The 23,134-nt window shown below is 67.4% G+C and carries 24 protein-coding genes; 18 read left to right on the forward strand and 6 right to left on the reverse strand.

Features of this window, described 5'->3' with window-relative positions; all coding sequences use genetic code 11:
* Nucleotides 1-8: 8 nt before the first annotated feature.
* From ACIPR8_RS16665 to ACIPR8_RS16690, 6 genes are all read left to right on the forward strand, one after another.
* Nucleotides 9-1,340 carry an MFS transporter gene (locus ACIPR8_RS16665; protein ID WP_192285652.1) on the forward strand — a complete coding sequence of 444 codons (1,332 nt, stop codon included), beginning with the start codon at nt 9-11 and terminating at the stop codon, nt 1,338-1,340.
* Between the two features lie 63 nt (nt 1,341-1,403).
* Nucleotides 1,404-2,600 carry a coproporphyrinogen III oxidase gene (locus tag ACIPR8_RS16670; protein WP_446541734.1) on the forward strand — a complete coding sequence of 399 codons (1,197 nt, stop codon included), beginning with the start codon at nt 1,404-1,406 and terminating at the stop codon, nt 2,598-2,600.
* A 9-nt stretch (nt 2,601-2,609) separates the two neighbouring features.
* On the forward strand, nt 2,610-3,383 hold the full coding sequence (locus ACIPR8_RS16675) for a helix-turn-helix domain-containing protein (RefSeq protein WP_446541848.1): 774 nt from the start codon (nt 2,610-2,612) through the stop codon (nt 3,381-3,383).
* 18 nt (nt 3,384-3,401) lie between these two features.
* A complete protein-coding gene (gene modA / locus ACIPR8_RS16680; RefSeq protein ID WP_192285656.1) occupies nt 3,402-4,145 on the forward strand; it encodes a molybdate ABC transporter substrate-binding protein in 744 nt (247 codons plus the stop codon).
* 3 nt (nt 4,146-4,148) lie between these two features.
* Nucleotides 4,149-4,832, forward strand: coding sequence for a molybdate ABC transporter permease subunit (gene modB / locus ACIPR8_RS16685; protein ID WP_192285664.1), 684 nt, complete (start codon nt 4,149-4,151; stop codon nt 4,830-4,832).
* A complete protein-coding gene (locus ACIPR8_RS16690) occupies nt 4,822-5,487 on the forward strand; it encodes a sulfate/molybdate ABC transporter ATP-binding protein (RefSeq protein ID WP_446541849.1) in 666 nt (221 codons plus the stop codon). The genes modB and ACIPR8_RS16690 overlap by 11 nt, the downstream gene beginning before the upstream one ends.
* A 58-nt stretch (nt 5,488-5,545) precedes the next feature.
* Here ACIPR8_RS16690 and ACIPR8_RS16695 read toward each other — a convergent pair whose 3' ends face one another.
* Nucleotides 5,546-6,439, reverse strand: coding sequence for an ATP-grasp domain-containing protein (locus tag ACIPR8_RS16695; RefSeq protein ID WP_446541735.1), 894 nt, complete (start codon nt 6,437-6,439; stop codon nt 5,546-5,548).
* Between the two features lie 264 nt (nt 6,440-6,703).
* Between ACIPR8_RS16695 and ACIPR8_RS16700 the strand changes: the two genes are divergently transcribed.
* Nucleotides 6,704-7,969 carry an SWIM zinc finger family protein gene (locus ACIPR8_RS16700; RefSeq protein ID WP_446541736.1) on the forward strand — a complete coding sequence of 422 codons (1,266 nt, stop codon included), beginning with the start codon at nt 6,704-6,706 and terminating at the stop codon, nt 7,967-7,969.
* Between the two features lie 17 nt (nt 7,970-7,986).
* A complete protein-coding gene (locus tag ACIPR8_RS16705; protein WP_446541737.1) occupies nt 7,987-10,716 on the forward strand; it encodes a DUF6493 family protein in 2,730 nt (909 codons plus the stop codon).
* Nucleotides 10,717-10,724: 8 nt separating this feature from the next.
* Here ACIPR8_RS16705 and ACIPR8_RS16710 read toward each other — a convergent pair whose 3' ends face one another.
* Nucleotides 10,725-11,564, reverse strand: a complete 840-nt coding sequence (locus ACIPR8_RS16710; protein WP_446541738.1) for a hypothetical protein — start codon at nt 11,562-11,564, stop codon at nt 10,725-10,727.
* Between the two features lie 160 nt (nt 11,565-11,724).
* Here ACIPR8_RS16710 and ACIPR8_RS16715 point away from each other — a divergent pair, with 160 nt between their 5' ends.
* The 7 genes from ACIPR8_RS16715 to ACIPR8_RS16745 all read left to right on the forward strand — a co-directional run bounded on the left by ACIPR8_RS16715 (nt 11,725) and on the right by ACIPR8_RS16745 (nt 16,342).
* Nucleotides 11,725-12,303: a TetR/AcrR family transcriptional regulator gene (locus ACIPR8_RS16715; protein ID WP_343145376.1), complete on the forward strand. Its 579-nt coding sequence runs from the start codon at nt 11,725-11,727 to the stop codon at nt 12,301-12,303.
* A gap of 18 nt (nt 12,304-12,321) precedes the next feature.
* On the forward strand, nt 12,322-13,248 hold the full coding sequence (locus tag ACIPR8_RS16720) for an alpha/beta fold hydrolase (RefSeq protein ID WP_446541739.1): 927 nt from the start codon (nt 12,322-12,324) through the stop codon (nt 13,246-13,248).
* Nucleotides 13,249-13,280: 32 nt separating this feature from the next.
* The gene (locus tag ACIPR8_RS16725) at nt 13,281-13,724 is read left to right on the forward strand and encodes an Rrf2 family transcriptional regulator (RefSeq protein ID WP_446541740.1); all 444 of its coding nucleotides are present in this window, start codon (nt 13,281-13,283) and stop codon (nt 13,722-13,724) included.
* The gene (locus ACIPR8_RS16730; RefSeq protein WP_192285675.1) at nt 13,721-14,614 is read left to right on the forward strand and encodes an NAD(P)/FAD-dependent oxidoreductase; all 894 of its coding nucleotides are present in this window, start codon (nt 13,721-13,723) and stop codon (nt 14,612-14,614) included. Before ACIPR8_RS16725 ends, ACIPR8_RS16730 begins: the two co-directional genes overlap by 4 nt.
* Nucleotides 14,615-14,743: 129 nt before the next feature.
* The gene (locus ACIPR8_RS16735) at nt 14,744-15,178 is read left to right on the forward strand and encodes an acetyltransferase (RefSeq protein ID WP_132865987.1); all 435 of its coding nucleotides are present in this window, start codon (nt 14,744-14,746) and stop codon (nt 15,176-15,178) included.
* A gap of 161 nt (nt 15,179-15,339) precedes the next feature.
* On the forward strand, nt 15,340-15,621 hold the full coding sequence (locus ACIPR8_RS16740; RefSeq protein ID WP_446541741.1) for a DUF3247 family protein: 282 nt from the start codon (nt 15,340-15,342) through the stop codon (nt 15,619-15,621).
* A 121-nt stretch (nt 15,622-15,742) separates the two neighbouring features.
* Complete coding sequence (locus tag ACIPR8_RS16745; RefSeq protein ID WP_446541742.1) at nt 15,743-16,342, forward strand: NADPH-dependent FMN reductase; 600 nt, start codon at nt 15,743-15,745, stop codon at nt 16,340-16,342.
* Between the two features lie 63 nt (nt 16,343-16,405).
* On the opposite strand, the gene ACIPR8_RS16750 is transcribed toward ACIPR8_RS16745, so the two are convergent.
* From ACIPR8_RS16750 to ACIPR8_RS16765, 4 genes are all read right to left on the reverse strand, one after another.
* Nucleotides 16,406-17,851, reverse strand: a complete 1,446-nt coding sequence (locus tag ACIPR8_RS16750; RefSeq protein WP_446541743.1) for an efflux transporter outer membrane subunit — start codon at nt 17,849-17,851, stop codon at nt 16,406-16,408.
* A gap of 8 nt (nt 17,852-17,859) precedes the next feature.
* Nucleotides 17,860-19,041: an HlyD family secretion protein gene (locus tag ACIPR8_RS16755; RefSeq protein ID WP_446541744.1), complete on the reverse strand. Its 1,182-nt coding sequence runs from the start codon at nt 19,039-19,041 to the stop codon at nt 17,860-17,862.
* A 4-nt stretch (nt 19,042-19,045) separates the two neighbouring features.
* Complete coding sequence (locus ACIPR8_RS16760) at nt 19,046-19,564, reverse strand: DUF3302 domain-containing protein (protein WP_225591542.1); 519 nt, start codon at nt 19,562-19,564, stop codon at nt 19,046-19,048.
* 75 nt (nt 19,565-19,639) lie between these two features.
* Nucleotides 19,640-20,029, reverse strand: a complete 390-nt coding sequence (locus ACIPR8_RS16765; RefSeq protein WP_192285687.1) for a response regulator transcription factor — start codon at nt 20,027-20,029, stop codon at nt 19,640-19,642.
* A 205-nt stretch (nt 20,030-20,234) separates the two neighbouring features.
* Here ACIPR8_RS16765 and ACIPR8_RS16770 point away from each other — a divergent pair, with 205 nt between their 5' ends.
* The 3 genes from ACIPR8_RS16770 to ACIPR8_RS16780 all read left to right on the forward strand — a co-directional run bounded on the left by ACIPR8_RS16770 (nt 20,235) and on the right by ACIPR8_RS16780 (nt 23,096).
* Nucleotides 20,235-21,683 carry a sensor histidine kinase gene (locus ACIPR8_RS16770; protein ID WP_446541745.1) on the forward strand — a complete coding sequence of 483 codons (1,449 nt, stop codon included), beginning with the start codon at nt 20,235-20,237 and terminating at the stop codon, nt 21,681-21,683.
* Between the two features lie 3 nt (nt 21,684-21,686).
* On the forward strand, nt 21,687-22,298 hold the full coding sequence (locus ACIPR8_RS16775; protein WP_446541746.1) for a response regulator transcription factor: 612 nt from the start codon (nt 21,687-21,689) through the stop codon (nt 22,296-22,298).
* A gap of 138 nt (nt 22,299-22,436) precedes the next feature.
* Nucleotides 22,437-23,096, forward strand: a complete 660-nt coding sequence (locus ACIPR8_RS16780) for a lysoplasmalogenase (RefSeq protein ID WP_446541747.1) — start codon at nt 22,437-22,439, stop codon at nt 23,094-23,096.
* Nucleotides 23,097-23,134 lie beyond the last annotated feature (38 nt).

The following is a 23,134-nucleotide window of genomic DNA, read 5'->3' on the forward strand; positions in this document are numbered from 1 at the left end:
GAGTGGCGATGAGCCAGAATCTGCAATCGGTCCCCCACGGCCAGCAGCAGCGTGCCCTGTGGTTGAGTACCTTCGCGTTCACCGTGTGTTTCGCGGTATGGATGATCTTCTCGATCATCGGCATCCAGATCAGCCAGCAGCTGGGGCTGAACGACACCCAGTTCGGCTTGTTGATCGCCACGCCGGTGCTGACCGGCTCGCTGAGCCGGGTGTTCCTCGGCATCTGGGCCGACCAGTTCGGTGGGCGCAAGGTGCTGGTGCTGGTGATGCTGTGTGGCGCGGTAGCGACCTGGATGCTCACCTATGCGCACACCTACCCGCAGTTCCTGTTCGCGGCGCTGTGCGTCGGCATCGCCGGCGGCAGCTTTTCGGTGGGCGTGGCCTATGTTTCCAAGTGGTTCCCGGCCAGCAAGCAGGGCACCGCGCTGGGCATCTTCGGTGCCGGCAACATCGGCTCGGCGGTCACCAAGCTGCTGGCGCCGATGGTGATGGTGGCCGCCGGCTGGACCATGGTGGCCAAGGTCTGGGCGGTCGGTCTGGCGGTGGCGGCGGTGCTGTTCTTCCTGTTCAGCAAGGAAGACCCGCAACTGGAGCAGCGCCGGCGCGATGGCGTCAAGCCGATGCCGTTCGCCGAGCAGATGGCACCGCTGAGGAACCTGCAGGTCTGGCGATTCTCGCTGTATTACTTTTTCGTGTTTGGGGGCTTCGTGGCGTTGGCGTTGTGGCTGCCGCACTACCTGGTGGGGGCCTATGGCATGGAGGTGGGAACTGCCGGCATGCTGGCGGCGTGCTATTCGATCCCGGCAAGCCTGTTCCGCGTGGTGGGGGGCTGGCTGTCCGACCGCATCGGAGCACGGCGGGTGATGTACTGGACGTTTGGCGTCTCGGCGTTGTGCACCTTCCTGCTGGCCTATCCGGACACGGTCTACGTGGTGAAGGGCATCCACGGCGAGCTGCGCTTCCACCTGGCCATCGGCGTGACCCTGTTCACCGTGCTGGTGTTCGTGCTGGGCTTCTTCATGTCGCTGGGCAAGGCGGCGGTCTACAAGCACATCCCGGTGTATTACCCGCAGCACGTGGGTGCGGTGGGTGGCGTGGTGGGCATGATCGGCGGGCTGGGGGGCTTCATCCTGCCCATCGTGTTCGGCGCCCTGAACGATGCCATCGGCATCTGGAGCAGCTGCTTCATGCTGTTGTTCGTGGTGGTCGCCGCCGCGCTTGCGTGGATGCACCATGCGATCCGCCGCATGGAACGCAGGAACTTCCCGCAGCTGGACACGCAGACCGATCTGCCCGAGGCGATCGAGGCTGCGCGGGTGGCTTCATCCTCGCGCGCTTGATCCAGATCAGGGAAATCCCCGGACAGGCACGCAAGGATGTACGCCACGTCATTCGAGGCTCCCATGGTGGAACGCACCCTGTCACTCAGCAGCGTGTTGCATCAGCCGGTCCATGTGCTGTATCCGTCGCCTGACCAGTTCAGCACCGGTTTTGGCGACGCCGGCTGGCGGACGGCGATCAGGGCCAGCAACGAACACCTGATCCCACGGGGGCTGACCCTGGCATTCCAGGCGCCCCGGCGGCAACCGGCCGGGGATGCGCAGGCATACATGCAGGCCATGCTGGCCAGCCTGCAGCTGCACCGCGCAGCGCTGGCCGAGGACCGGGAGGTGGTGGCGGTCGTCCTGCGACGCGGACTGGCGGAGTTGCTGACGCCGGCCTTGCTGGGCCACCTGCTGGACGCGGTACCGCAGCACCTGCGGACCGTGGCAAGGCCGCAGGTCGAGGTACGGTTGGATGCCGGCAGCGGCATCGCGCCGGATGCGCTGCGCCAGGTTGGCTGCACCCGCCTGAACATCCTTGATAGCGCCGATGCGGACGGGCCGGCGTTGCTGCGTCGAGCCCAGCAGGCCCGCTTCACCGCCTGCTACTACCAGTTGTCGGTACCGTCGCAGGACGACCGGGCATTCCTGCCGCGCCTGCACGCAGTGCTGGCGTTGGCCCCCGAACGCATCCTGCTGCCATCCCCGCGTCATCTTCCGCCAGCCCCCGCGGTGGACGGCTGGTGGCGCGCCTGGCAGGACGTGTTGGCGGCCGGCTACCTGCCAATGGGCGCAGACCACTACCAGCGCGCGGACTGCGCGCATCCGGAGCGTCGCGGTGACGGGATCCGGCACTGCGACATGGCCGGGGTGCCGCGCCGCGATCGCAGCGACTTCATCGGCATCGGACTGGGCGCCTGCAGCCAGATCGGCGACGTGCTGTGCCGCCAGGAGCAGGACCTGGGGCGCTGGCTGGCCCGGCTGGATTCCGGGCACCCGGGCATCGTGTCGGGGTTGATCCTCTCCGAGGACGAGCGACTGGCCGACGAGGCAGTACAGAGCATCGCCTGTGACCACGCGCTGGACGTGGCCGCCTTCGAGTGGCGCAACGGCCTGCGCGTGGGAGAGTGTTTCGGGGAGGCGCTCGCCAGCCTGTCACCCTTCGTCGAGCAGGGGTGGCTGCGACATGACGGACGCATGCTGCGCCTTCAACATGAAGGCCAACTGCTGTGGCGTATGATCGCCGCGTGCTTTCGCCCATCCGCCGAAACCACCTGAATGCAAAAGATGTCACCGATCCAGCCACCGCGCGGTGCAAGCGCCGCAAAGACGCCAAACCCGGCCGCCGCCAGTGACGGCGATGCCCTGCATTTCTGCAGCACCTGTGCGTTCTCCGATGCCTGCATGTCGCAAGGCTACGACAAGGCCGCGTTGTCCGAACTGCATGTCCTGGTCGATCACGTCGGCCCTTACCAGGCCGGTGATTACATCTTCCGCGCCGGCGAGCCCTTCGATTCGATCGCGGCCGTGCGTGCCGGCATGGTCAAGACCTTCGTCGATGACAGCCTGGGCAACGAGCAGGTGCTCGGCTTCAGCCTTCCCGGCGAGGTGATCGGGCTCAACGCCATCCATGGCTCGCGCTACCCATGCAACGCCGTGGCGCTGGATACCGTGCACCTGTGCCGCATCTCGTTTCCCAAGATCAGCTCGCTGGCCGCGCGCATGCCGGGGCTGCAGGCCAAGCTGTTCAGCCTGCTCAGCGCGGAAATCGGCAAGGCCGCGCTGTTGGCGGCCAATTACCGGACCGAGGAGCGCATGGCCGCGTTCCTGCTGGACACCTCGGCGCGCTATGCCCGTCGAGGCTTTTCCGCAACCCGGTTCAATCTCACGATGAGTCGCACCGAGATCGCCAACTACCTGCGCATGGCACCGGAGACCGCCAGCCGCGTGCTGCGGCGGCTCAGCGACGACGGCGTCATCGCGGTCAAACAACGCGAAATCATTTTGCTGCAGCCCGAACGTCTGGCACAAATGGCGGCAAGCGACGACTCCCCCACCTGATCCCTGACGGAACCGCACATGATCCGCACCTGGCTTGCCTGCCTGCTGTTGTTCACCAGCGCCACCGCGTCGGCCGAGGACCTGACCGTATCGGCGGCATCCAGCCTGACCGAGAGCTTCCGCGAGATCGCGGTGGCCTACGAGAAGGCCCACCCCGGCACCAGGGTGGACCTGAACTTCGCTGCCTCCGGCGTGTTGTTGCAGCAGATCGCACGTGGCGCGCCGGTGGATGTGTTCGCCTCGGCGGACCAGGCCACGATGGACCAGGCGGCGACCCAGGGGCTGCTGGAGCCGGGTACCCGCCAGGTGTTCGCGCACAACAGCCTGTGGGTGGTGGTGCCGCCGCAGGCCCGGCAGCGGCCCGCCAACCTGGCGGCGTTGGCGGGCGCCGGCTTCGAGCGCATCGCCATCGGCAATCCGGACAGCGTCCCGGTGGGACGCTACGCACGCGGCGCGCTGCAACAGGCCGGGCTGTGGTCGGCACTGCAGGCCAAGGTGATCACCACCCAGAATGTGCGCCAGTCGCTGGACTACGTGGCGCGCGGGGAGGTTGACGCCGGCTTTGTGTACGCCACCGACGCGCAGGCGATGCCCGACCGGGTGCAACGCGCTTTCCAGGTGCCTGTCGATGGCGACATCAGCTATCCCCTGGCGCAGGTGAAGGGAAGCAGCAAGGCCGCGCAGGCCCAGCGCTTCATTGCCTACGTGCGTTCGGCGGCAGGGCAGGCGATCCTGCAGCGCCATGGCTTCGGCAGCCCTTGATCGATGGACCTGGACTGGAGCGCGCTGTGGCTGTCATTGAAGGTGGCCGGATGGGCCACGGCGATCAACCTGGTCGTCGGCGTCGCATTGGGGGCCTTGCTGGCACGCCGGCGATTTCCCGGGCGTGAACTGCTGGATACGCTGCTGACGCTGCCGATGGTGCTGCCGCCCACGGTGCTCGGGTACTACCTGCTGGTGCTGGTGGGCCGGAACGGTCCCCTCGGCGCCTGGCTGCAGGAGGTATTCGGCATCAACCTGGTGTTCACCTGGCAGGGCGCGGTGATCGCCGCGGCCATCGCTTCGCTGCCACTGGTATTCAAACCTGCGCGGGCGGCGTTTGAGGGCGTCGACCCGCAACTGGAGCAGGCTGGTCGCACGCTGGGTGTTTCCGGGATTGCGTTGTTCCTGCGGGTGACGTTGCCATTGGCGTGGCGCGGCATCCTGGCCGGGCTGCTGCTGGCGTTCGCGCGTGCCATGGGCGAGTTCGGCGCGACCATCATGGTGGCCGGCAGCATCCCCGGCCGTACCCAGACGTTGTCCATCGCCATCTACGAAGCCGTACAGGCGGGCAATGACGGACGGGCCAATGCCTTGGTGCTGCTGACCTCGGTGGTCTGCATCGTGGTCCTGCTGCTTGCCGCACGCCTGGCGCGCGGCCGTCAGGGAGGGCTGCGTGATGTGGCTTGACCTGGATATCGGGCAGCGGTTTGGTTCGGGCACATCCGCGTTCGCATTGCAGGTGACGCTGCGTTGCTCCCAGCAGCGGGTGGTGCTGTTTGGCCCGTCCGGCGCTGGCAAGAGCCTCACGCTCAAGGCCGTGGCCGGCCTGTTGCGGCCGGAGCGGGGGCATGTGCGGGTGCACGGGAAGACATTGTTCGACGCCGCCGGTCACACGCATGTGCCGCCGCAACGGCGGGGGCTGGGCTATGTCTTTCAGGACTACGCGTTGTTCCCGCACCTGAGCGTGCGCCAGAACGTGGCCTTCGGCCTGCACGCGGGCTGGCTCAATCCACGCCGTGGCGCGCGCGATCCGAGGGTTGAACAGTGGCTGCAGGCGTTTCGCATCGACCATCTGGGCGACCAGTACCCGGACCAGATCTCGGGTGGGCAACGCCAGCGCACCGCGCTGGCGCGGGCCTTGGTCACTGGCCCGGGTGCACTGCTGCTCGACGAGCCGTTCGCCGCGTTGGATCACACCCTGCGCAGCCATCTGCGCCGGGAGCTGGAAGCGGTGCTGGACCGCACCGGCATTCCCATGCTCCTGATCAGCCATGACCCGGAGGACATGGAGGTGTTCGGCCAGCAGGTCGTGCAGTTGTCCGAAGGCCGGGTGCTGGACTGAGCCGGGCAGGGTCAGCATTGCGTCCAGGCGCCGGCGCAGTCAGGTAACGCCGACGCGCTCAGTCCAATCCGGCGAGGGCCCGGGCAAAGCGCATCGCACTGCCTTCGGCCAACGGAAAGGACAACGACGGTTCGAGGATCTCCAGTTCCAGCAGCTGTGGCTGGCCGTCGTCGGCATGGATCAGGTCGACCCGGGCATACAGTAGCGGCGCATCGAGGCCGAGGGTGCGGCTTGCTGCCTGCAGCGCGGCACTGGCCAGTGCGCGTTCGGTGGCGGTCGCCTCGCATGCGGAAAGGAAGCCCAGGCTCGGGGCGTTGGTGGTGCCGTCGCGGGCCAGCAGCGCGGCCTTGCGGATCGCGTGGCTATAGATGCCGTTGATGTAGACCAGGTCGGTCTCGCCCTGCCGTTCGATCGATGCCAGATACGGCTGCAGGATGACGCTGTGGCCCGCGCCCAGCAGGGTCTCTGCGTGCTGCAGTGCCTGCATCGCATCGGCGCGCAGGAACCGTCGCACATTGCGCGAGGATGCACCGACCGTTGGCTTGGCGACGAGTTCATCCAGGCCGGGGTGCGCCTGCAGGAACGCGTCGAGCATCGTCTGCGCCGATGCCTTCGATTCGATGAAGGTGCTGGGAATCACTGCCATGCCGGCCTTGGCGAGGTCGGCCAGGTAATGCTTGTCGAGCGACCAGCGCACGGCCGGCAGCGGGTTCACCAGGCGGCTGACCTTGCTGACGTGTGCGCACCAGTCCAGGAAGGCGTCGGGGCGGCGGGTGTAGTCCCAGGGAGAGCGCAGCACCACGTGGCTGAAGCGGGACCAGTCCTGGTCCGGGTCATCCCAGTTGCAGATGTGGACATCCAGCGCCAAGGCCTGGCAGGCATCGCGCAGTGGCGGCATGTCGTAGTCGTCGTCGAGGCTGGTGGCGTCGGTAATCAGGGCAAGGGTGGTCACGGAGGGCACTGTATGGGGGAAGCGGGCTTGTGCAGGATATATGGCAGGGCGCCCTGGCGGCATCGGCGACAACCGATGTCCTCGGCAAGGCACGGAGACGGTTATGTCGTGCCACGACATTGGCTATTCTCCACTCCTGCCCTTCGCGGCGAGGAACGCTTCCAGGGGAAGGGATTGAGCAGTCTCCAGCACACATATCGTTACCTGCAGCCATCAGCCTGGCAGGAAGCCGCCGGGCCACGACTGACGCTGGAAACCAGTGGGATGGCCGGCAATCCACATCCGCACTTCTTCGAGGGCAGGCTACTGCAGCCGCGACTGGTCGCCGAACTGCTGACAGCGGTGCAGTTGATCGTGGGCAGCCGCTTCTTCACTCCGCCCAACAGCGTGGCCCGCGCCATTGCCCTGGCGGACCCGGTGGTTACCTGTGGCGGGCAGGTGCTGCGTTTCGAGGGCTTTTCCTCGTGCTGCAGCGCCTATATCCGCGTGGACCTGCTACCGGCATCCTACGACGGCGAAGTGGTGGGCAAGGGCACCACCAACGTCGACTTCAACGCGCCGATGCGTGCTGCACTGGCGCGGCTGCGCGATGCTGATGGGCTGCAACTGGCCGTCGGGCGCGACGCTGTGCAGCTACGTTCGGCCGGTGCCGAGGTGGTCGAACGCAAAGTGGCACTGCCGACCCGATGGCTGCGCGGCATGGTGGAGGTGCAGTCCTACCAAGCGAGCATGCAGCCCTGCTTCAGCGCGACCGCCGTGGAAGCACTGCGCCTGCTGCGCAGCCTGCCCAAGGCCTCGACCCGGCGCACGCCGTTGTGGATCGCGCGGATGGGCGGCGGTCTGGCCGCGTCGACCCGGCAAACACCCGGCGCGGTGCGGTTGACGGAAACCGCGCGCCTGCGCGTGCTTGGGTTGCTGCTACCCCGTGCCAAGGGCCTGCAGGTTCACGCTGATGCGCAGCAGCAGGCCTGCACCTGGGTGCTGGATTTCGGCAGCGCCCGCCTGAGCCTGGTACTGAGCAGCGAGGTCTGGCGTGGTTTCTCCGGTGAAGGACAGGCGCTGACAGCCTTGATGCAGGCCAGTACAGGTAACGCCGCCGAGCTGGCATGTGTCCGTGCTTCGTTGAATTGGCAGGCGGCGATCGATGCGGCCGCACTGGCTGCCGGGTGCAATAGCAGCGTGGATCGCGTGACCGATGCGCTGCGCGTGCTGGGAGCTTCGGGGCTGGTGGGCTTCGACGTCAGCGAAGGCGCCTACTTCCATCGCGTGCTGCCGTTCGACCTGAGCCTGATGGAGGACCTGCACCCGCGTCTGGCCGAAGCACGCCAGCTGTTGGAGGAAGGTGCGGTGACGCTGGTCAGCGCCCAGCCGCTGGCTGCCACCATTGCCAGCGGGGGCGTGTGGCACCGCGTGTGGGAAGTCGACGAGCAGTTGCATTGCACCTGCCCGTGGTTCGCCCGTCATCAAGGGCAGCGGGGCCCCTGCAAGCACGTGCTGGCGGCCTCGGCCCTGCGTACGCTCGATCATTGAACCAAGGAACTGCCTGGATGGCACAGAATTTCGTACCGGAAACTGCGCTGGAATCGGCGGTCTACGCTGGTGATTATCCGCAGACCCTGACCCTGTTGCGTATCCTCGACCGGGAACAGAGACGTGCGCACCGGTCCAGTGTGCGCCGCATGAAGAAGCTGTTGGACGCGGCGCGCTGGAACAGCCGTGACGAGAATTACGCCGGCTGGGGTGTGAGCCCTACAGACGACCAGGTCCGCGCCATGTTCGCAACGGTGGTGGTCTGTGGCACCGCCGACGACGTTGCTGCCAGCCACGGTAGCAAGGATGACCTGCTGGATCTGTGCCGGGAGTTCGGCCCCGAATCCCTGCAGGGCATGGCGGACGCCCAACTGCGCGGCAGCCCGCATGCGATTGGAGTGGTGCAGGCGTTGCTCGTCGCCGGGCTGGTACCGCGGCCGGACAGCGATGACTACATCATCGGGTTGATGAGCCTGGCCCAGAACCGTCGCTTCGAGGCGGTGTGGGCCGCCGATCCCGGCCTACGCGAGGTACTGCTGCGGATCATGGAGGTGGAGGGCAGCAGCGAGTTCAACCTGGCCGCGGTGGACAAGTACACGCACGGCACCGCCTGCTGGTCGCAGGTGCTGTGTCGGTTGCGCGACGAAGGGGTGTACACGCAGGAACAGCTGATGGAACGCACCTTGTCCACCCTGGCGCAGGATTGGCCACAATTCCGTGCGGGTTGGTTCTCGCGCTTTCATGCCGAACTCGCGCCCGACCTGCCCCTGCTGGCCGCCAATGCGCCGCGCTATCTCGGGCTCTGCCACAGCCGCATCGCACCGACGGTGACGATGGCATTGGAGGTCATCAAACGGTTGGAGCCCAGCCAGGTCATCGCCGACGCGGATCTATTCGATGCCTTGCGCCCGGTGCTGCACGCAAGCACCAAGGCGCAGGTGCTGGGCGCATTGAAACTGCTGGATGGGCGGGTGAAGCGAGATTCCGCGCTGGCGGAAAGTGCGTTCGGACTGGCCATGGCCGCGCTGGCGCATACCGCCCCGGACGTACAGGCGCAGGTGTTGCAGCGACTTGCGCGCTGGCACGCTGGGCCGGATGTGCGGATGCTATTGCCGCTCTATGCCGACGGAATCGCCGCCGTGCACCGGCCGGCCTTCCTGGCGCTGATGGGGGGAGCGGCGGCTGACGCAGCCGGACCGTCGCTGGTGGAACAGCCGGTCGTCGCACCTGGCAGTGGCCCGGCCTGTCCGCTGGACGAGGCACATCGCCTGCGGCCACCGGCCGATATCGACGCGTTGGTGCGTTGTATCGCGCACGTGTTCGAGAACGATCACGACAGCGATGCATTCGAGATGGCAGCCGCAGCGCTGGTCCAGCTTGCGCCACTCGAAGCAGGGCAACGTGAGCGGCTTGGGCCGGTGATCAAGCGGGCAGGGCGGTTGCGCACCCCTGTGGCGCAGGAGCTGGGGCGCCTGCTGTTGGCTGTGGTGGGTGAGAGGGGAGAGTTGTTGGCGCCGCGGCCATTCGAGGTCTACGCCGATACTGCGCTCGCTTGCCTGCAGGACCGTAGCGAAGACTGGTTGCGGCTGGCAGCTCAAGCGGTGCATCTACCGCCGTTGTCCATGCCGACGCACCGCGGCGGCTTCATTGCCCCCTCAATGCTGGTCGAACGTGCCGCTGCATACGAACAACGGGCGGTCGATGTGGGCCTGCGCGAGCAGGTCCGCGCCCTGCTGCGGCTGGCACCGATCGGCGATGCAGCCGCCATCGAGGCGGCGCGACAGCTTGCCGACGGGCCATTCACGCGTGCGCTGCGCTACGCATTGGGCGATGATCTCGCGCCGGAGACAGGCCAACTGGCCCTGTTCGCCGCTGCCGCCCGTGTGCGCTTTCCCGAGGCCGACGACCCGGCATTGTTCGCTGCGGTAGGCGATATTGGTGCCGGTGGCGCACACGCCGCGCGCTACCGTTGGCAGACACAGAGCTGGCAATCGGAAGTGCAGGGCAAGACCTACCACCATCATGGTTTCATCGTGGAGCTGGACACCAAGCCGAATGAGGTCGCCGATGAGCTGCTGGCGGTCCGTCGGCATCGGATACCACGCGAGGAGGATCGAGGCTATTACGTGTTCCATGCGCCTGGCTTTGCCGGTCATCATGACGAAGGGCTGCTCCGTTTCTCGGCGGTGTTGTTACCCAATTGCCTGGAGGCACATTTTGCAGACGGCGTGCGTGCGATCGGCAACAACTTGGACTGGTGGGAAGCGCAGTGGTCGACCAAGGCATACCTGGAGCGGTTGCTGGACCCGGCGGTGACGATGCGGCCCATGGCGACCTTGCTGCTGGCGTTGGGATTGGCGGCGAAGGAGCCCGGCCAGCATGCATTGTCGGTTGATGCGCTGTTGGCCACGTGGCGGGAAGGGCGTCTTGAGACCGATGCTTTGGCTATTGCGCTGCGTCGCCTGTCAGCCACGCCGATGGTCAAGGCATCGCGTTACACACGCAGCCTGCAGCAGGCGCTGCGGCTGGATCCGGGCGCACACCCGCTGGTGTTCGACCTGCTGGTCGCGTTGGTGACGGCGGTGCCGGACGCTCCGCAGCGCGACATCGCAGGACTGCTGGAGCTGATGTTGGAGCTGTCGCTGGCCCATGGGCACCGCCTTCGGGATGCAGAGCGCGCCATGCTGCAGGCGATGCCGTTGAAGGCGAAGGCCGGGCAGTTGGCACGCACGCTGCTGGCTGCCTGAGGGCGCGCTTACCTGCGCGCGCGTTCGACGGCCAGCCGCGTGCGGGAAGGGGCATCGCCAAGCGCTGCGGCCTGGCCGAGCAGGGCAAGCGCGGCGCTGCGATCGCCTGCGCCTCCGCGCTCGATCCGCATCACCGCGGCGTTGTAGGCGGCGATGGGATTGCCCTGCGCCGCGCTGAACTCGAACCGCTCCAGTGCCTTGTCCGGGCACAGGAAGAACGCGTCCCAGCCGATGGCCGCCGATAGCTGGAGGGCGTGGTTGTCGGCGGGGATATGCTCCTGCATTTCCGCGGGCCAGCCGGTGGCCAGTGCGGCCAATACGTCCGCCCCCTTGGGTATGAAGTAGGCACCGCTGCTTGCGCGCAGGGTGAAGGCCTGGCGGGTGGTGCGCCGCGTGCCGTCCTCGGCCAGCCATAGGAAACCGTCCTCGCCCCGTACGGGAAAGCCATCCAACGCCTGCGAAAGGCGTTCCGCCAGGGAGGCGGTACCCGCCGTGGGTGCGGTAGCAGTCCACGAGCCGATCAGTTCCACGCGTTGCACCCCGCCACCCAGTTTTGGCTGGATGCTGGCGACCAGGTCATCAAGGGTGAGGATGCGCATCTGCGCGTCGTACAGGCGCCATGGGCTGGACTGCAGGACGATGGTCAGCACGCTGTCATCGTCGGGAATGGCCTGCATATAGTCGTACAGCGCCTTGCCGGCAAACACGCAGGTGTCCGTTGGCGCTTGCGTAACGCAACTCGGAACCGCGACGCTGCCTGACAGCGGCAGCCGCGCGGCATCACAGGCTGCTGCGAGGGGGGCGATGGTGACGGCGATCAACATCAGGACGTGTGGGATCAGGTGCATGGGCAGCACAGGAGCGCGATGAGATCCGCTCTATACGATGCCGCTGCTGCGCCGTCCAGTGGGTGGGGCGTGTCCCCGTTTGCATGAAAAGAACGATTGTGCTTTTATTTGCCGCATGGTCAGGCAGACGACAGCAGGCAAAGGTGCGGCGACCCGGGAGGTGATCCTCGGCACGGCGTGCGCCCTGGCGCGGGTCAACGGATTGGATGGGCTCACCATCGGCGTGTTGGCCGATGCGGTTGGCATGTCCAAGAGCGGCGTGTTCGCCCATTTCGGCTCCCGCGAGGACCTGCAACTGGCGGTGCTGGACACCACCGCGCAGCGGTTCGTGCAGCAGGTGATCGAGCCGGCGGCGCTGCAGCCGGCGGGGTTGCCGCAGCTGCGTGCCATCGTTGATCGCTGGTTCGACTGGATCCGCCATGAGCGCACTGGCGGCGGCTGCCTGTTCACCGCGGCAGCCAGCGAATTCGATGACCAGCCGGGGCCGGTCCGCGCGCACCTGGCACGCCAGCAGGCGAGATGGCGCGGCTACCTGTCGCGGGTGATCGACCAGGCCGTGTCCGCGGGCGAACTCGCCGCCGATACCGACCCGGCGCAGCTGGCGTTCGAGATCACCGGCTTTGCGATGGTGCTGCACCACGACTCCGGCCTGTTCGACTACACCGAGGCGCGCATGCGCGGGCTACGCGCCTTCGAGCGCCTGATCACCCCCTTCATTCCCCCCCGCAACGCCCGCTGAGGCTCGAGGAGTAGCGCCATGGATTCCGTGCACGACAAAAATAGTACGGTCGTTCGTAAATCACCACGCCGGCGTGCCGACGCGGACTGGCGGTTGGCGGCGATGCGCGCGTGCATGCGCATGGCGGGATGGGTGAGCCCGGCGCTGGCGGCGCGGCTGATGGCGCGGTTGTGGTTCACCGCCCCGCAGACCCGGCCCAAGCCCGCCGCGCTGGCCCGCCTGGAGGCCGGCCAGCGGCATGATGTCGACGTGGACGGAAACCGCGTGGCGGTGTGGTCGTGGGGCAACGGCCCAGCAGTCTTGCTGATGCATGGCTGGGGCGGCAACGCCGGACAGATGCATGCCTTCGTCACACCGCTGTGCGCGGCCGGTCTGCGAGTGCTCGCGTTTGACGCGCCGGCGCATGGCAGCTCCGGGCCGAGCCACTGGGGTGGGCGACGGGTCAGCTTCGTGGAAATCGCCGCCGCCATTGGAAAGGTCACCGCTGGGGTGGACCCGCTGGTTGGCCTCGTCGCGCACTCCGGTGGATGCACTGCCGCGACCCTGGCGCTGCGCGAAGGGCTCGGCATGCCGGCGCGGCTGGCGTTCATTGCTCCCTTTGCCCGGCCGCAGGAAGCCATTGCGCCGTTCGCGCGTGCCTTGGGTGCGGATGCACGAGCCCTGGCGCGGTTCGAGGCCGATGTACAGCAGCGGCTGGGACGCCGCTGGCCCGCGTTCGACGTGACCGGCTTGCCGCAGGTGACGCCGGTGGGCCGCCTGTTGGTGGTGCATGACCGCGACGACCGTGAGGTGGCGCATGCCGAGGGTGCTGCCATCGCCGCGAGCTGGCCGGGGGCGCGGCTGCATACCACGCAGGGACTGGGCCATCGGCGCCTGCTCGAGGATCCGGAGGTTGTAACCCAGGTCGTGGCGTTCATCGCGGCGGATGAACGCGGGACGGTTTGACGTCCCGCTCAATATGTAACAACATAAGTTACATGAAGCGAGACAGCCGCCTTTCCTCCGTTCTGCATGCCCTGTTGCACATGGCCGAGCAGGCAACCCCCATGACGTCCGAAGCGCTGGGACAGTGCCTGCGCACCAACCCGGTGGTGGTCCGCCGCACCATGGGGCTGCTGCGTGACGCCGGATTGGTTGCCGCCGAACGCGGCCATGCCGGCGGCTGGCGGATCACCGCGGACCTGCGCAAGGTCAGCCTGCGCGAGTTGCACGATGCGCTGGGCGAGCCTGCGCTGTTCGCCATCGGCAACCGCAGCGAGCAGCCCGAGTGCCTGGTGGAACAGGCGGTCAATGCAGCCCTGGACACCGCGTTCGCGGATGCCGAAGCACTGCTGCTGGAGCGATTCGCCGCGGTTTCGCTGGCCGACCTGGTCGAGGATTTCGCGCGCCGGCATGCCGCATACAAGGGAGCAAGGCAATGAAGCAGTACGACGTCATCATCGTGGGTGGCAGTTACGCCGGCATGGCCGCGGCACTGCAACTGGTACGCGCACGGCGCAGCGTGTTGGTCATCGATGCCGGCCAGCGTCGCAACCGCATGGCGTCGCATTCGCATGGTTTCCTGGCGCAGGACGGCGCCGATCCGGCCGAGATCGCCCGTATCGCCCGCGCACAGTTGCAGGCGTACCCGAGCCTGTCCTGGTGCGAGGACGAGGCTGTCGATGCCGCCGGCACGCATGACGCGTTCGTGGTCAGCACCGCGCGCTCGGGCCAGTTCGGCGCGCGGCGCCTCGTGCTGGCCACGGGCGTTTCCGATGCCTTGCCCGAGATCGAGGGCCTGCAGGCGCGCTGGGGACGCAGCGTTTTCCATTGCCCGTACTGCCACGGCTACGAGCTGGCGATGGGCCGCATCGGGGTGATCGCGGTCAACCCGATGTCGTTGCACCAGGCGCAGCTGCTGCCGGAGTGGGGCGAGGTGACGCTGTTGTTGAACAACGCCGTGGAACCCGATGCCGCGGCGCGGGAAGCGCTGCAGCAACGCGGTGTACGGATCGAGTCGACGCCGGTCGCCCGCATCGAGAGTGAGGCCGACGTGGTGCTGGTGGATGGCCGCCGGCTGACGTTCGCGGGCCTGTTCACGGCACCGTTGAACGCGCCATCCACCCCGCTGGCCGAGCGGCTGGGCTGCCCGCTGGCCAGTACGCCGATGGGCACGCAGATCCAGGTCGATGAGACCAAGCAGACCGGACTTCCCGGTGTATTCGCCTGCGGTGATACCGCTCGTGTGCCGCATTCGGTGTCGTTGGCGGTCGGGGATGGGGCATGGGCCGGCGCGCAGGTGCATCGCTCATTGGTGTTTCCCGCGGCCTGAGCGGCAGTCCAGCCGCGGGTGCCGGGTGGAGGGTTCGCCTCCACGCAAAGCCTCCAGTACGAAGGGGCCCCCCGTTGCAGGGAAGGCCGGAAACGGTAGGATGTGCGGCCTCCCTGGAGCCTGCTGTTCGTGCGCATTCGACCCCTGCAACACACTGACCTCCCGGCCTTGCTCGTGATCTGGGAGCAGTCCGTGCGCGCCACGCATGCGTTCCTGTCCGAGCAGGATATCCAGGCACTGCTGCCGATCGTGCGCGATCAGGCGCTGCCCCACCTGGAAGTCTGGGTTGCCAGCGATGACGCCGATGCACCGATCGGCTTCATGGGGCTGGATGGCAACAAGGTCGAAGCCCTGTTCGTGTCGCCCACCCGCTTCCGCCAGGGCGGCGGCAGGCAGTTGCTCGCGCACGCACGTGCGTTGAAGGGGGCGCTGGAACTGGACGTCAACGAACAGAACCCGCGCGCCGTCGCCTTCTATCTCGCCAATGGCTTCGTCGTGTCGGGGCGTTCGCCCGTGGACGGGCAGGGCAATCCGTTCCCGCTGCTGCACCTGAAGGAAGCCTGATCCCGGCGGATATCCGTGCACGCCGTCGCCGTCTGCAGAATGTGGCGATACCTGCGCGTACAGCGCCCAGGCGTGTGAGGTGAAAGGGCGTGCACAAAGGTTTCATCCGCGTTTAGCGCGCTGGCGCCTAGGGTGCGCCTATCAACGGCCCGGAGAAGCCCATGGCCAGGACTGCGCCCCGCGTGCATACCGCGCAGGTTGAAATCGAGCATCTGAAGGCGTTGCAACTGGCACTGGACGCGGAGCTGGTCGTTGCGTTGCGGATGAAGGATGGCCGGGTAATCACCGGCACGGTGACCGAGCGTCCTGCGGTCCAGCAGTTCCGCGGACCGCAGGAAGAAGAGGGGACGAACGGACAGGTGCCGATCGACGTGCCAGGCGAAGGCGTGCAACTGCTCTGGCTGGATGAGATCGAGGACTTCACCCGGCTCGGCAGCAATTGAGACCGTATCCGTGGCAGGACCATGTCGATATCGCGTGTCCTGATTCGCCGGTGACGAGGGGGCTTGCCGGGTAGATGGCCGGCGTGGTTCTGTTGCCGTGACCATTCCACGGAGTTCCCCGATGTCCGATGAGCACACTCCCTTCCACGTGCTGGCGTTTGCCGGAAGCCTGCGCCGGCACAGTTACAACCGCCGCCTGCTGGACGCAGCGGCAGCCGCTGCGCCGGCCGGCATTCGCCTGACCGTCTACGACACCATCGCGCAGGTGCCGTTGTTCGACGAGGACCTGGAAGCCGAGACCCACGGCGGGCCGGACGGGGTGAAACAGTTGCGCGCGGCGATCGTCGCGGCCGATGGCGTGCTGATCTCGACCCCGGAATACAACCAGTCGCTGCCGGGGGTGCTCAAGAACACGCTGGACTGGCTTTCGCGCAAGGACGCCGAGTACGGCGAAGTGTTGTCCGGCAAGCCGGCGGCGATCATGGGCGCGACGCCCTGCCGGTGGGGGACGCGGGTCGCCCAGTCGCAGCTCCGCCATGCCCTGGCGGCCATGGGAGCGCTCACGATGACGGCGCCGCAGCTGTACGTTGCCGAGGCGGCCAAGGCCAGCGACGCGGAAACCGGTGCATTCGACGCTGCGACCCAGAAGCGCCTGGGCACATTCCTGGAGGGCTTCCAGGCCTGGATGCAGGTGTTGAACGCCGGGCCACGCAGCCGCTGAAGCGCGTTGCCCCGCAGCGCCGGCCGGTAGCACCGTGCGGTTGCCTGGCAACCGCACGGACGATCACTCCACTCCTGCCGCAGATGCCGAGGTGACGCCGGTGGCGGTATCGAAGCTGCCGCCCAGCGCCAGGTACAGGTCGACGCGGCGTGCCAGGCGGTCACTCTGCAGCGCGATCAACGCGACGTCGGCGGCATGCAGGGCCAGCTGGCGCTGGTTCACCGCGCGCAGGTCGGATTTGCCGACGTGGTAGGCCGATTGCTCCAGCTGCAGCGCTTCCTGGTTCGCCGCCCGGGTGGCCTTGAGGATGCTTTCGCGCTCGCCGAGGATGCGCTCTGCGCTGAGCGCGTCCTCCACCTCGCCCAGTGCCGCCAATGCCTTGCGGGAATAGTCGGCGACGGCCTGCTTCTGTTCGGCGGTGCGCAGCGTCACCTGCCCGCTGAGCGCGCCGCCGGCATACACCGGCACCGTGGTGGTGCCGGTCACGCTGGACAAGGTCTGCTCAAGGCCACTGCGGGTTTCCAGCACCTCGTTGCTGAGCCGGCCGTAGCCGGCCGACAGCGAGAGTGAGGGCAGCATCGAGGCCTTGGCCTCACCGACCCTGTCGAAGGCGGCCGCGACCCGTCGCTCCGCGGCCTGCACGTCGAGCCGCCGGTTGAGCACATCCATCGGGATGCCGGCCGGAACTGGCCCTGGGAACGTGGGAAGTCCGGTGCCCGAGGCCAGGCTGGCCCCCGGGTAGCGTCCCAGCAGCAGTTCCAGCGCACGCCGCGATTGGAGATGGGCCAGCTCGACCTGTTGCCGGGCGTTCTCGTAGTCGCTCAGGCTTGCGCGCGCGGCGATGACGTCGCTTTCGTCACCGGCGCCAATGCGACGCCGGTGCTCGGCCAGCTCCAGCAGTGCCTGCGCCGAGGTCACCATCCGGTCGGCCAGCGCCTTCTGTTGCGCGGTTTCGCAGGCCACGAACCAGGCCCGCGCCACGCCGGCGGCCAGCGATTGCTGCGCGAACTGATAGTCCGCACTGCTTGCATCGCGAGCGGCCATTGCCGCGTTGCGCCCGTAGCGGAGGCGGCCCCACAGGTCGATTTCCCATGACAGCCGCAGCATGGCGCCGCTGAACAGCGGCACCAGGTCCGATACCGGCTTGGTGCCGGCGCGGCCCAGCACGCCGATGCCGGGCTTGAGCTGGGCCTGGGCGATCTCCAGCTGGGCGTTGGACTGCTCCAGGCGTGCCGCGGCAATCTGCAGGTCCGGGTTGTTCGCCAGTGCTTCCTGCACCAGCTGCGTCAATGCCGGGTCGTTGAAGCTGGCCAGCCAGCCGTCGATCACCTCCGCCGATGCGGCGGACGATGCCCACGCGTCGGGAATGTCGACATGGCCCAACGCCTCGGACTGGACCTGGCTGCGGGTGGGCTCGGGCAGCACGGCGCAACCGGAGAGGGCGGCAAGCAGGCAGGCCACCGCCACGTGCGAGGCGCGGGTGAGGGGGGAGCGGGAAATGTCGGTCATGTGAGGGCTCAATGCAGTTTGAGGACCAGCCAGTCAAGCTTCGAGCTGACCCGGATCATCACCTTGCGGACCATGTGCAGCAGCTTGCCGTGTTCGGTGTAGATGGCGCCCTGTCCCTGTGCGCCCATGGCCAGCAGCAGGTCCGCGTCCTTGCCGGCCGGCCGCAACCGCACGGCGATGCGCCCGGTGGGAATGGGCTGGTCACCCGGCTGCGGGATCATCCCGCTGATCGGCATCTGGCCGGTGCCCGATGCCCAGACCACCGAGTCGACCTTGCACTTGATGATGCGGTTGGGCTGGGTCTTCAGTGCGATCTCGGCCTCGTTGCCGGGGGCGATGTTGCCCAGCTCGTTCTGGGCATACATCGCCAGCACCCACTGCTCCTGCTCGACGAAGCTCATCACCGGGGTCAGCGGCAGGTTGGCCGCATACGAGCCTTCGCGCAGCTGGAGGTTGACCACCGAGCCATCCGACGGTGCCCGCACGATGGTCTGGTCCAGCTGCCAACGTGCCTGCACGATCTGCGCGTCCAACTGCTGCAGGGCGGCGCGTGCCTGTGCCACCTCGGAAAGCTCGCCGTCACCGGTCCGCGCGGACAGCTTCTGCTGCACCTGGGCCATCTGCGCGGAGGTGGAGGTCAGCTCGGCGCGCAGGCTGGCCGCTTCGGCCTGTGCCTGCTCGTGATCGAACTTCGGGCCCGCGCCGATCCGGGCCAGCTCCGCGGTCTGGCCTTCGCGCAACTCGGCCAGCTTCAACCGCGATGCCACCGCGGCCTGCGCCGAACGCGCCGACTTCAACTGTTCGTCGAGCTCGCGCTGGTAGGCCTGCGCGGTGTCCAGCTTGGCCGACAGCTCGGGGACCTTGGCCTCCAGCGTGGAGAGCTCCTGCTGGAAAGGCACCGGGTCGATGCGGAACAGCACGTCGCCCTTCTTCACCGGGCGATTGGCTTCGACCGGGACCTCGATGACCCGACCGGCCACGCGCGGCACGATCTGGACGACATAGTTGACCACGCGGATGTCCGAGGAGGACGGCGCGACGACGTTCAGGATCAGGATCATCGCCGTCAGCGCGAACACCGGCAACGAGACCACGATGATCTGCGAAACGAAGTTCCACGCCAGCCACTTGAACTTGAAGAAGATCAGCCAGACGAAGAACGAGTAGATCAGGAGCAGGATGATTTCCATGGTGTCACTCTCCAGTAGTGGCTTGGTCGCCCGCACGGGCCGTGCTGGCGGCCAGCGCCGCTTCCAGCGTGCGGATGCGGCCGCGAAGCGCGTCCAGATCCTCGCCAGGGTCGTCCTGCGTTGCGTCGGCGGCGCGCGCGTGATGGTGTTCGATGCCTGCGTCATGCAGCGGGGTGAGCGCTTGCCCATGGTCGGGGTGGTCGGCGACGTCGGTGCCGTAGGCGAACTTGTGGAACACCGGCTTGGTGTACGCCCACAGCCAGGCCAGCGGCCACAGCAGCCCGCCGAAGAACAGCGAGAGCAGGCACAGCACCTTGATCGCCGCAAGCTGGGGGTGGCGGCGTTGTTCGGCGATCTTCTCGGGCAGGATATGCACGAGCCAGAACACCGTGACCAGGACCACCGGGACGATCACCAGCGCGAACCAGGAAATGACGTTGGCCGCGCTGTCGAGCGCATCGCCACTGAGGAACGAGGCGTGTGCCTGGGGCGGCAGCAGGGCGGCGACGGCAAGCAATGGCATGGCCATCGTCCGCAGGCCGCATGATGGCCGCCGGTGCCGGCAGGGGGAATTCTTCATTGAAAGGGCTTCCGTGAGTTAAACGTGGGAGCGGTTCTGGATTGCCGCGACAACGGCATCGATCAATGTCTCGTCGTTCACCGGTTTGACCAGGAACGCCGAGGCACCATTGGCACGGGCGCGTTGCCGGTTCCCCGCCGTGTCATCGCCGGTCAATACGACGACCGGCAGCGCGGGCCGGCGGTTGGCCAGTGAACGCAGCACCTCGAAGCCGCTCTGTCCCGGCATGTGCAGGTCCAGGACCAGGCAGTCCGGGACGGCATCGGCCACCTGGCCGAGGAATTCACCGCCCGAGCCATACGACTGCACCCCGAACCCGGCCGAGCGCAGCAGGCGCCGGAGGGCGACCCGTATGCCATCGTCGTCGTCGACGATGGCGATCAGCAGGGGAAGGGCGCTGGAGTGCATGGGGCGGGATGGTAGGTAGCACCTCGTCGCCCGGACAATTGGCCCTTGGGCCTACGCCGGTGCCGGGACGGGAACGTGAATGCGTCCTTCCATGCGTGTTCCGGACGCCGGCCAAGGGCGGCTCGTTCACTGCCCGATGTGTTAAAAACACCGCCGACGAAGAACGGACCGGCGCGCAATGAACTGGATGGAACTCGCCTGGCCCATGCTCGCGAGTGCGAGCCTGATCGTCGCCCTGGCACATGTGGTGATATGGATCGCGCGTCCCGGCCAGCGGGTGCACCTGGCGCTGTCGTTCGCTGCGGCGTCCGTCGCCGCCCTGGCCCTGCTCGAACTCGCTTCCTATGCCGCGCGGCTGCCGGCGGAGATCGCGACCTATCTGCGCTGGATGCACCTGCCCATCACCGTGATGGTGGTTTCCCTGCTGTACATCCTGCACCGCTGGTTCGGCCTTGGCTCGGTGCGCATCGCCTATGGCGCGGCCGCGCTGCGCCTGCTGGCGCTGGCGGTGAACTTCCTGGTCGGCGACAACCTGAACTTCCTGACCGTGACGGACGTGGGCCGGTCGGTATGGTTCGGCGTCCCGGTGTCCCACCCGATTGGCGTGACCAACCCGGCGGTGGCGCTGGGACAACTCAGCAATGTGCTGGTGCTGGTCTACATCGGCCAGACCATCCTGCACGCGGTCCGGCAGCCCAGGCCCGACCGCCGTGCCGCGCTGATCGTCGCCGGGAGCTGGTTCGTGCTGATGGGCATCATGGTGGCGTCGGCCGTGCTGATGGTCTTCGGGCTGCCGCGTCCACCGTTGGTGGCGGCAAGCGGCTTCCTGCTGGTGGTGGTGACCACCAGCTATTGCCTGGTGAGCGAGCTGATCCGCTCGCAGCGGATGGTGATGGAACTGCAGGAGAGCGAGTTGCGGCGGCTTCGGTCCGAGCAGGAGGTGGCCACCGAGCGCGCCTGCCTGGCGCATATGTCGCGGGTGACCACGCTGGGCGAACTGTCCGGCTCGCTGGTGCATGAGCTCAACCAGCCGCTGGCCGCGATCCTGAGCAACGCGCAGGCCGCCCAACGGCTGCTGCGTCGCGATGCGGTGGATGTGCCCGAGATCCAGGAGATCGTGGCCGACATCATCGACAACGACCGCCGTGCGAGCGAGGTGATCGGCCGCATGCGCGGCTTCCTGCGCAAGGAGACCTATGCGCATGCGCCGGTGGAGGTGAACGAGATCGTCTCGGACTGCGTGCGGATGATGCGAAGCGAGCTGCATGACCAGCGCGTCACGCTGGAGCTGGACCTGGCCGAGGATGTGCCCGCGTGCATGGGCGACCGCGTGCAGCTGCAGCAGGTACTGGTAAACCTGATCATGAACGGCTGTGACGCCATGCAGTCCTCCACCGCGGCGGCCGTACTGGGCATCCGCACGCGGCCATGGCAGGGCGGGGCACGCGTGGAAGTGACCGACGCCGGTAGCGGAATCCCGGAAGGCAGGCAGGAGCAGATCTTCTCGCCGTTCGAGACGACCAAGGCCAGCGGCCTTGGGATGGGCCTGGCGGTCTGCCGTACCATCATCCGCGCGCACGGCGGCACCATCGAGGCGGAGAATGTCCTGCCAAAGGGGGCCCGCGTGTCCTTCAATCTCCCGCCACAAGGCTGAGCCATGGAATCCCTCGTGTATGTGGTGGATGACGATCCGGATGTCTGCAAGGCGCTGGCCCGCCTGCTGGGCAGCGAAGGCTTCCGCGTGGCGATCAGCCACTCCACGCAGGCGTTCCTTGCCAGCCACGTCCCCGGCATTCCCGCCTGCATCGTGCTGGACCTGGCCATGCCGGGGATGACCGGCCTGGAGCTGCAGGCATGCCTGCAGCAGAACGGAGTGCGGTGCCCGGTGATCTTCCTTACCGGCCACGGCGATATCCAGAGCAGCGTGCGCGCGATGAAGGCCGGCGCGATGGACTTCCTGACCAAACCGGTGGATGCGGAGGCATTGCTGCAGGCGGTGCGCCAGGCCTTGGACGTGGACGAGGCGGCGCATCGCAACGCCCGCCAGCACCAGGACGCCAGGGCCCTGTTCGAGACGCTCACGCCGCGCGAGAAGGAACTGGTGCCCTACCTGCTGACCGGCCGGCTCAACAAGCAGATTGCCGGGGACCTGGGCATCGCCGAGAAGACCATCAAGGTGCACCGCTCGCGGGTGATGCACAAACTCGGGGTGCGCACGCCGGTGGAGCTGCTTGCGTTCCTTGAACGGAGCGGGCTGCGCAGGGACTGACGCGCTGCCCGGTGATCGGGCGCAGGGTTCCCGCCAGAAAGGCCGTCTTGCGGGCGTCACCAACGCTGGCGGGGCTGGTAGATTGTCCGGCCTTGCCCGTCCCGCGGGCGCTACATACGACCTCCAGCAGGAACGCTCATGTTGACCGGTGTGGGAATCACGATCATTGCGTGCCTTGCGGCGTGCGCGGCCCTGGTGGTGTGCGAGTACCGGGGATGGCGGCCGGGCCGGGCGATCTCCAAGATCACCGCCAGCACCGCGTTCGTCGCGCTGGCCCTGCAGCTCGATGCGGTGCATTCGGCCTATGGGCGCGTGATCCTCGCCGCGCTGGTGCTCAGCTGGGTGGGCGACGTGTTCCTGCTGTCACACCGGAACCGGCTTTTCCTGCTCGGCATCACCAGCTTCCTGCTGGCCCACGTGGCGTTCTCGGTGGCGTTCTCGTTGGTCGGGGTCCCGTTGCCGGCGCTGCTGGTCGGGCTGGCGGCCATGGCGGTGATCGGTGCCAGCGTGCTTGCCTGGCTATGGAAGCATCTGGATGGGTTCTACCGCGTTGCCGTCGGTGCCTATGTGCTGGCCATCGTCGCGATGTGCGCCTTTGCGATCGCCGCGAGCGCGGCGTCCGGCAACTGGCTGCTCGCGGGCGGGGCCATCGCGTTCGCCGTGTCGGACATTTCCGTGGCGCGCGACCGCTTCGTGGCGCATCGTTTCATCAATCGCCTCTGGGGCTTGCCGCTCTATTACGTGGCCCAGGTCATCCTGGCGCTGTCGATCCAGCACGTGGCCGCCGCTGCGGCCTGAACGGCGGCCGGTCGTGGTGCCCCATTCCCCTGAGATGC

Source organism: Stenotrophomonas sp. LARHCG68 (genome assembly GCF_052871705.1).

What these genes read in the sequence shown, in the direction of transcription:
- modB (WP_192285664.1), top strand. Translation starts at nt 4,149, where the DNA reads ATGGACCTGGACTGGAGCGCGCTGTGGCTGTCATTGAAGGTGGCCGGA.
- ACIPR8_RS16670 (WP_446541734.1), top strand. Translation starts at nt 1,404, where the DNA reads ATGGTGGAACGCACCCTGTCACTCAGCAGCGTGTTGCATCAGCCGGTC.
- ACIPR8_RS16770 (WP_446541745.1), top strand. Translation starts at nt 20,235, where the DNA reads ATGCTCGCGAGTGCGAGCCTGATCGTCGCCCTGGCACATGTGGTGATA.
- ACIPR8_RS16755 (WP_446541744.1), bottom strand. Translation starts at nt 19,041, where the DNA reads ATGGAAATCATCCTGCTCCTGATCTACTCGTTCTTCGTCTGGCTGATC.
- ACIPR8_RS16705 (WP_446541737.1), top strand. Translation starts at nt 7,987, where the DNA reads ATGGCACAGAATTTCGTACCGGAAACTGCGCTGGAATCGGCGGTCTAC.
- ACIPR8_RS16745 (WP_446541742.1), top strand. Translation starts at nt 15,743, where the DNA reads ATGTCCGATGAGCACACTCCCTTCCACGTGCTGGCGTTTGCCGGAAGC.
- ACIPR8_RS16725 (WP_446541740.1), top strand. Translation starts at nt 13,281, where the DNA reads ATGAAGCGAGACAGCCGCCTTTCCTCCGTTCTGCATGCCCTGTTGCAC.
- ACIPR8_RS16720 (WP_446541739.1), top strand. Translation starts at nt 12,322, where the DNA reads ATGGATTCCGTGCACGACAAAAATAGTACGGTCGTTCGTAAATCACCA.
- ACIPR8_RS16760 (WP_225591542.1), bottom strand. Translation starts at nt 19,564, where the DNA reads ATGCCATTGCTTGCCGTCGCCGCCCTGCTGCCGCCCCAGGCACACGCC.
- ACIPR8_RS16780 (WP_446541747.1), top strand. Translation starts at nt 22,437, where the DNA reads ATGTTGACCGGTGTGGGAATCACGATCATTGCGTGCCTTGCGGCGTGC.
- ACIPR8_RS16665 (WP_192285652.1), top strand. Translation starts at nt 9, where the DNA reads ATGAGCCAGAATCTGCAATCGGTCCCCCACGGCCAGCAGCAGCGTGCC.
- ACIPR8_RS16710 (WP_446541738.1), bottom strand. Translation starts at nt 11,564, where the DNA reads ATGCACCTGATCCCACACGTCCTGATGTTGATCGCCGTCACCATCGCC.
- ACIPR8_RS16730 (WP_192285675.1), top strand. Translation starts at nt 13,721, where the DNA reads ATGAAGCAGTACGACGTCATCATCGTGGGTGGCAGTTACGCCGGCATG.
- ACIPR8_RS16740 (WP_446541741.1), top strand. Translation starts at nt 15,340, where the DNA reads ATGGCCAGGACTGCGCCCCGCGTGCATACCGCGCAGGTTGAAATCGAG.
- ACIPR8_RS16675 (WP_446541848.1), top strand. Translation starts at nt 2,610, where the DNA reads ATGTCACCGATCCAGCCACCGCGCGGTGCAAGCGCCGCAAAGACGCCA.
- ACIPR8_RS16775 (WP_446541746.1), top strand. Translation starts at nt 21,687, where the DNA reads ATGGAATCCCTCGTGTATGTGGTGGATGACGATCCGGATGTCTGCAAG.
- ACIPR8_RS16690 (WP_446541849.1), top strand. Translation starts at nt 4,822, where the DNA reads ATGTGGCTTGACCTGGATATCGGGCAGCGGTTTGGTTCGGGCACATCC.
- ACIPR8_RS16700 (WP_446541736.1), top strand. Translation starts at nt 6,704, where the DNA reads ATGGCCGGCAATCCACATCCGCACTTCTTCGAGGGCAGGCTACTGCAG.
- modA (WP_192285656.1), top strand. Translation starts at nt 3,402, where the DNA reads ATGATCCGCACCTGGCTTGCCTGCCTGCTGTTGTTCACCAGCGCCACC.
- ACIPR8_RS16765 (WP_192285687.1), bottom strand. Translation starts at nt 20,029, where the DNA reads ATGCACTCCAGCGCCCTTCCCCTGCTGATCGCCATCGTCGACGACGAC.
- ACIPR8_RS16750 (WP_446541743.1), bottom strand. Translation starts at nt 17,851, where the DNA reads ATGACCGACATTTCCCGCTCCCCCCTCACCCGCGCCTCGCACGTGGCG.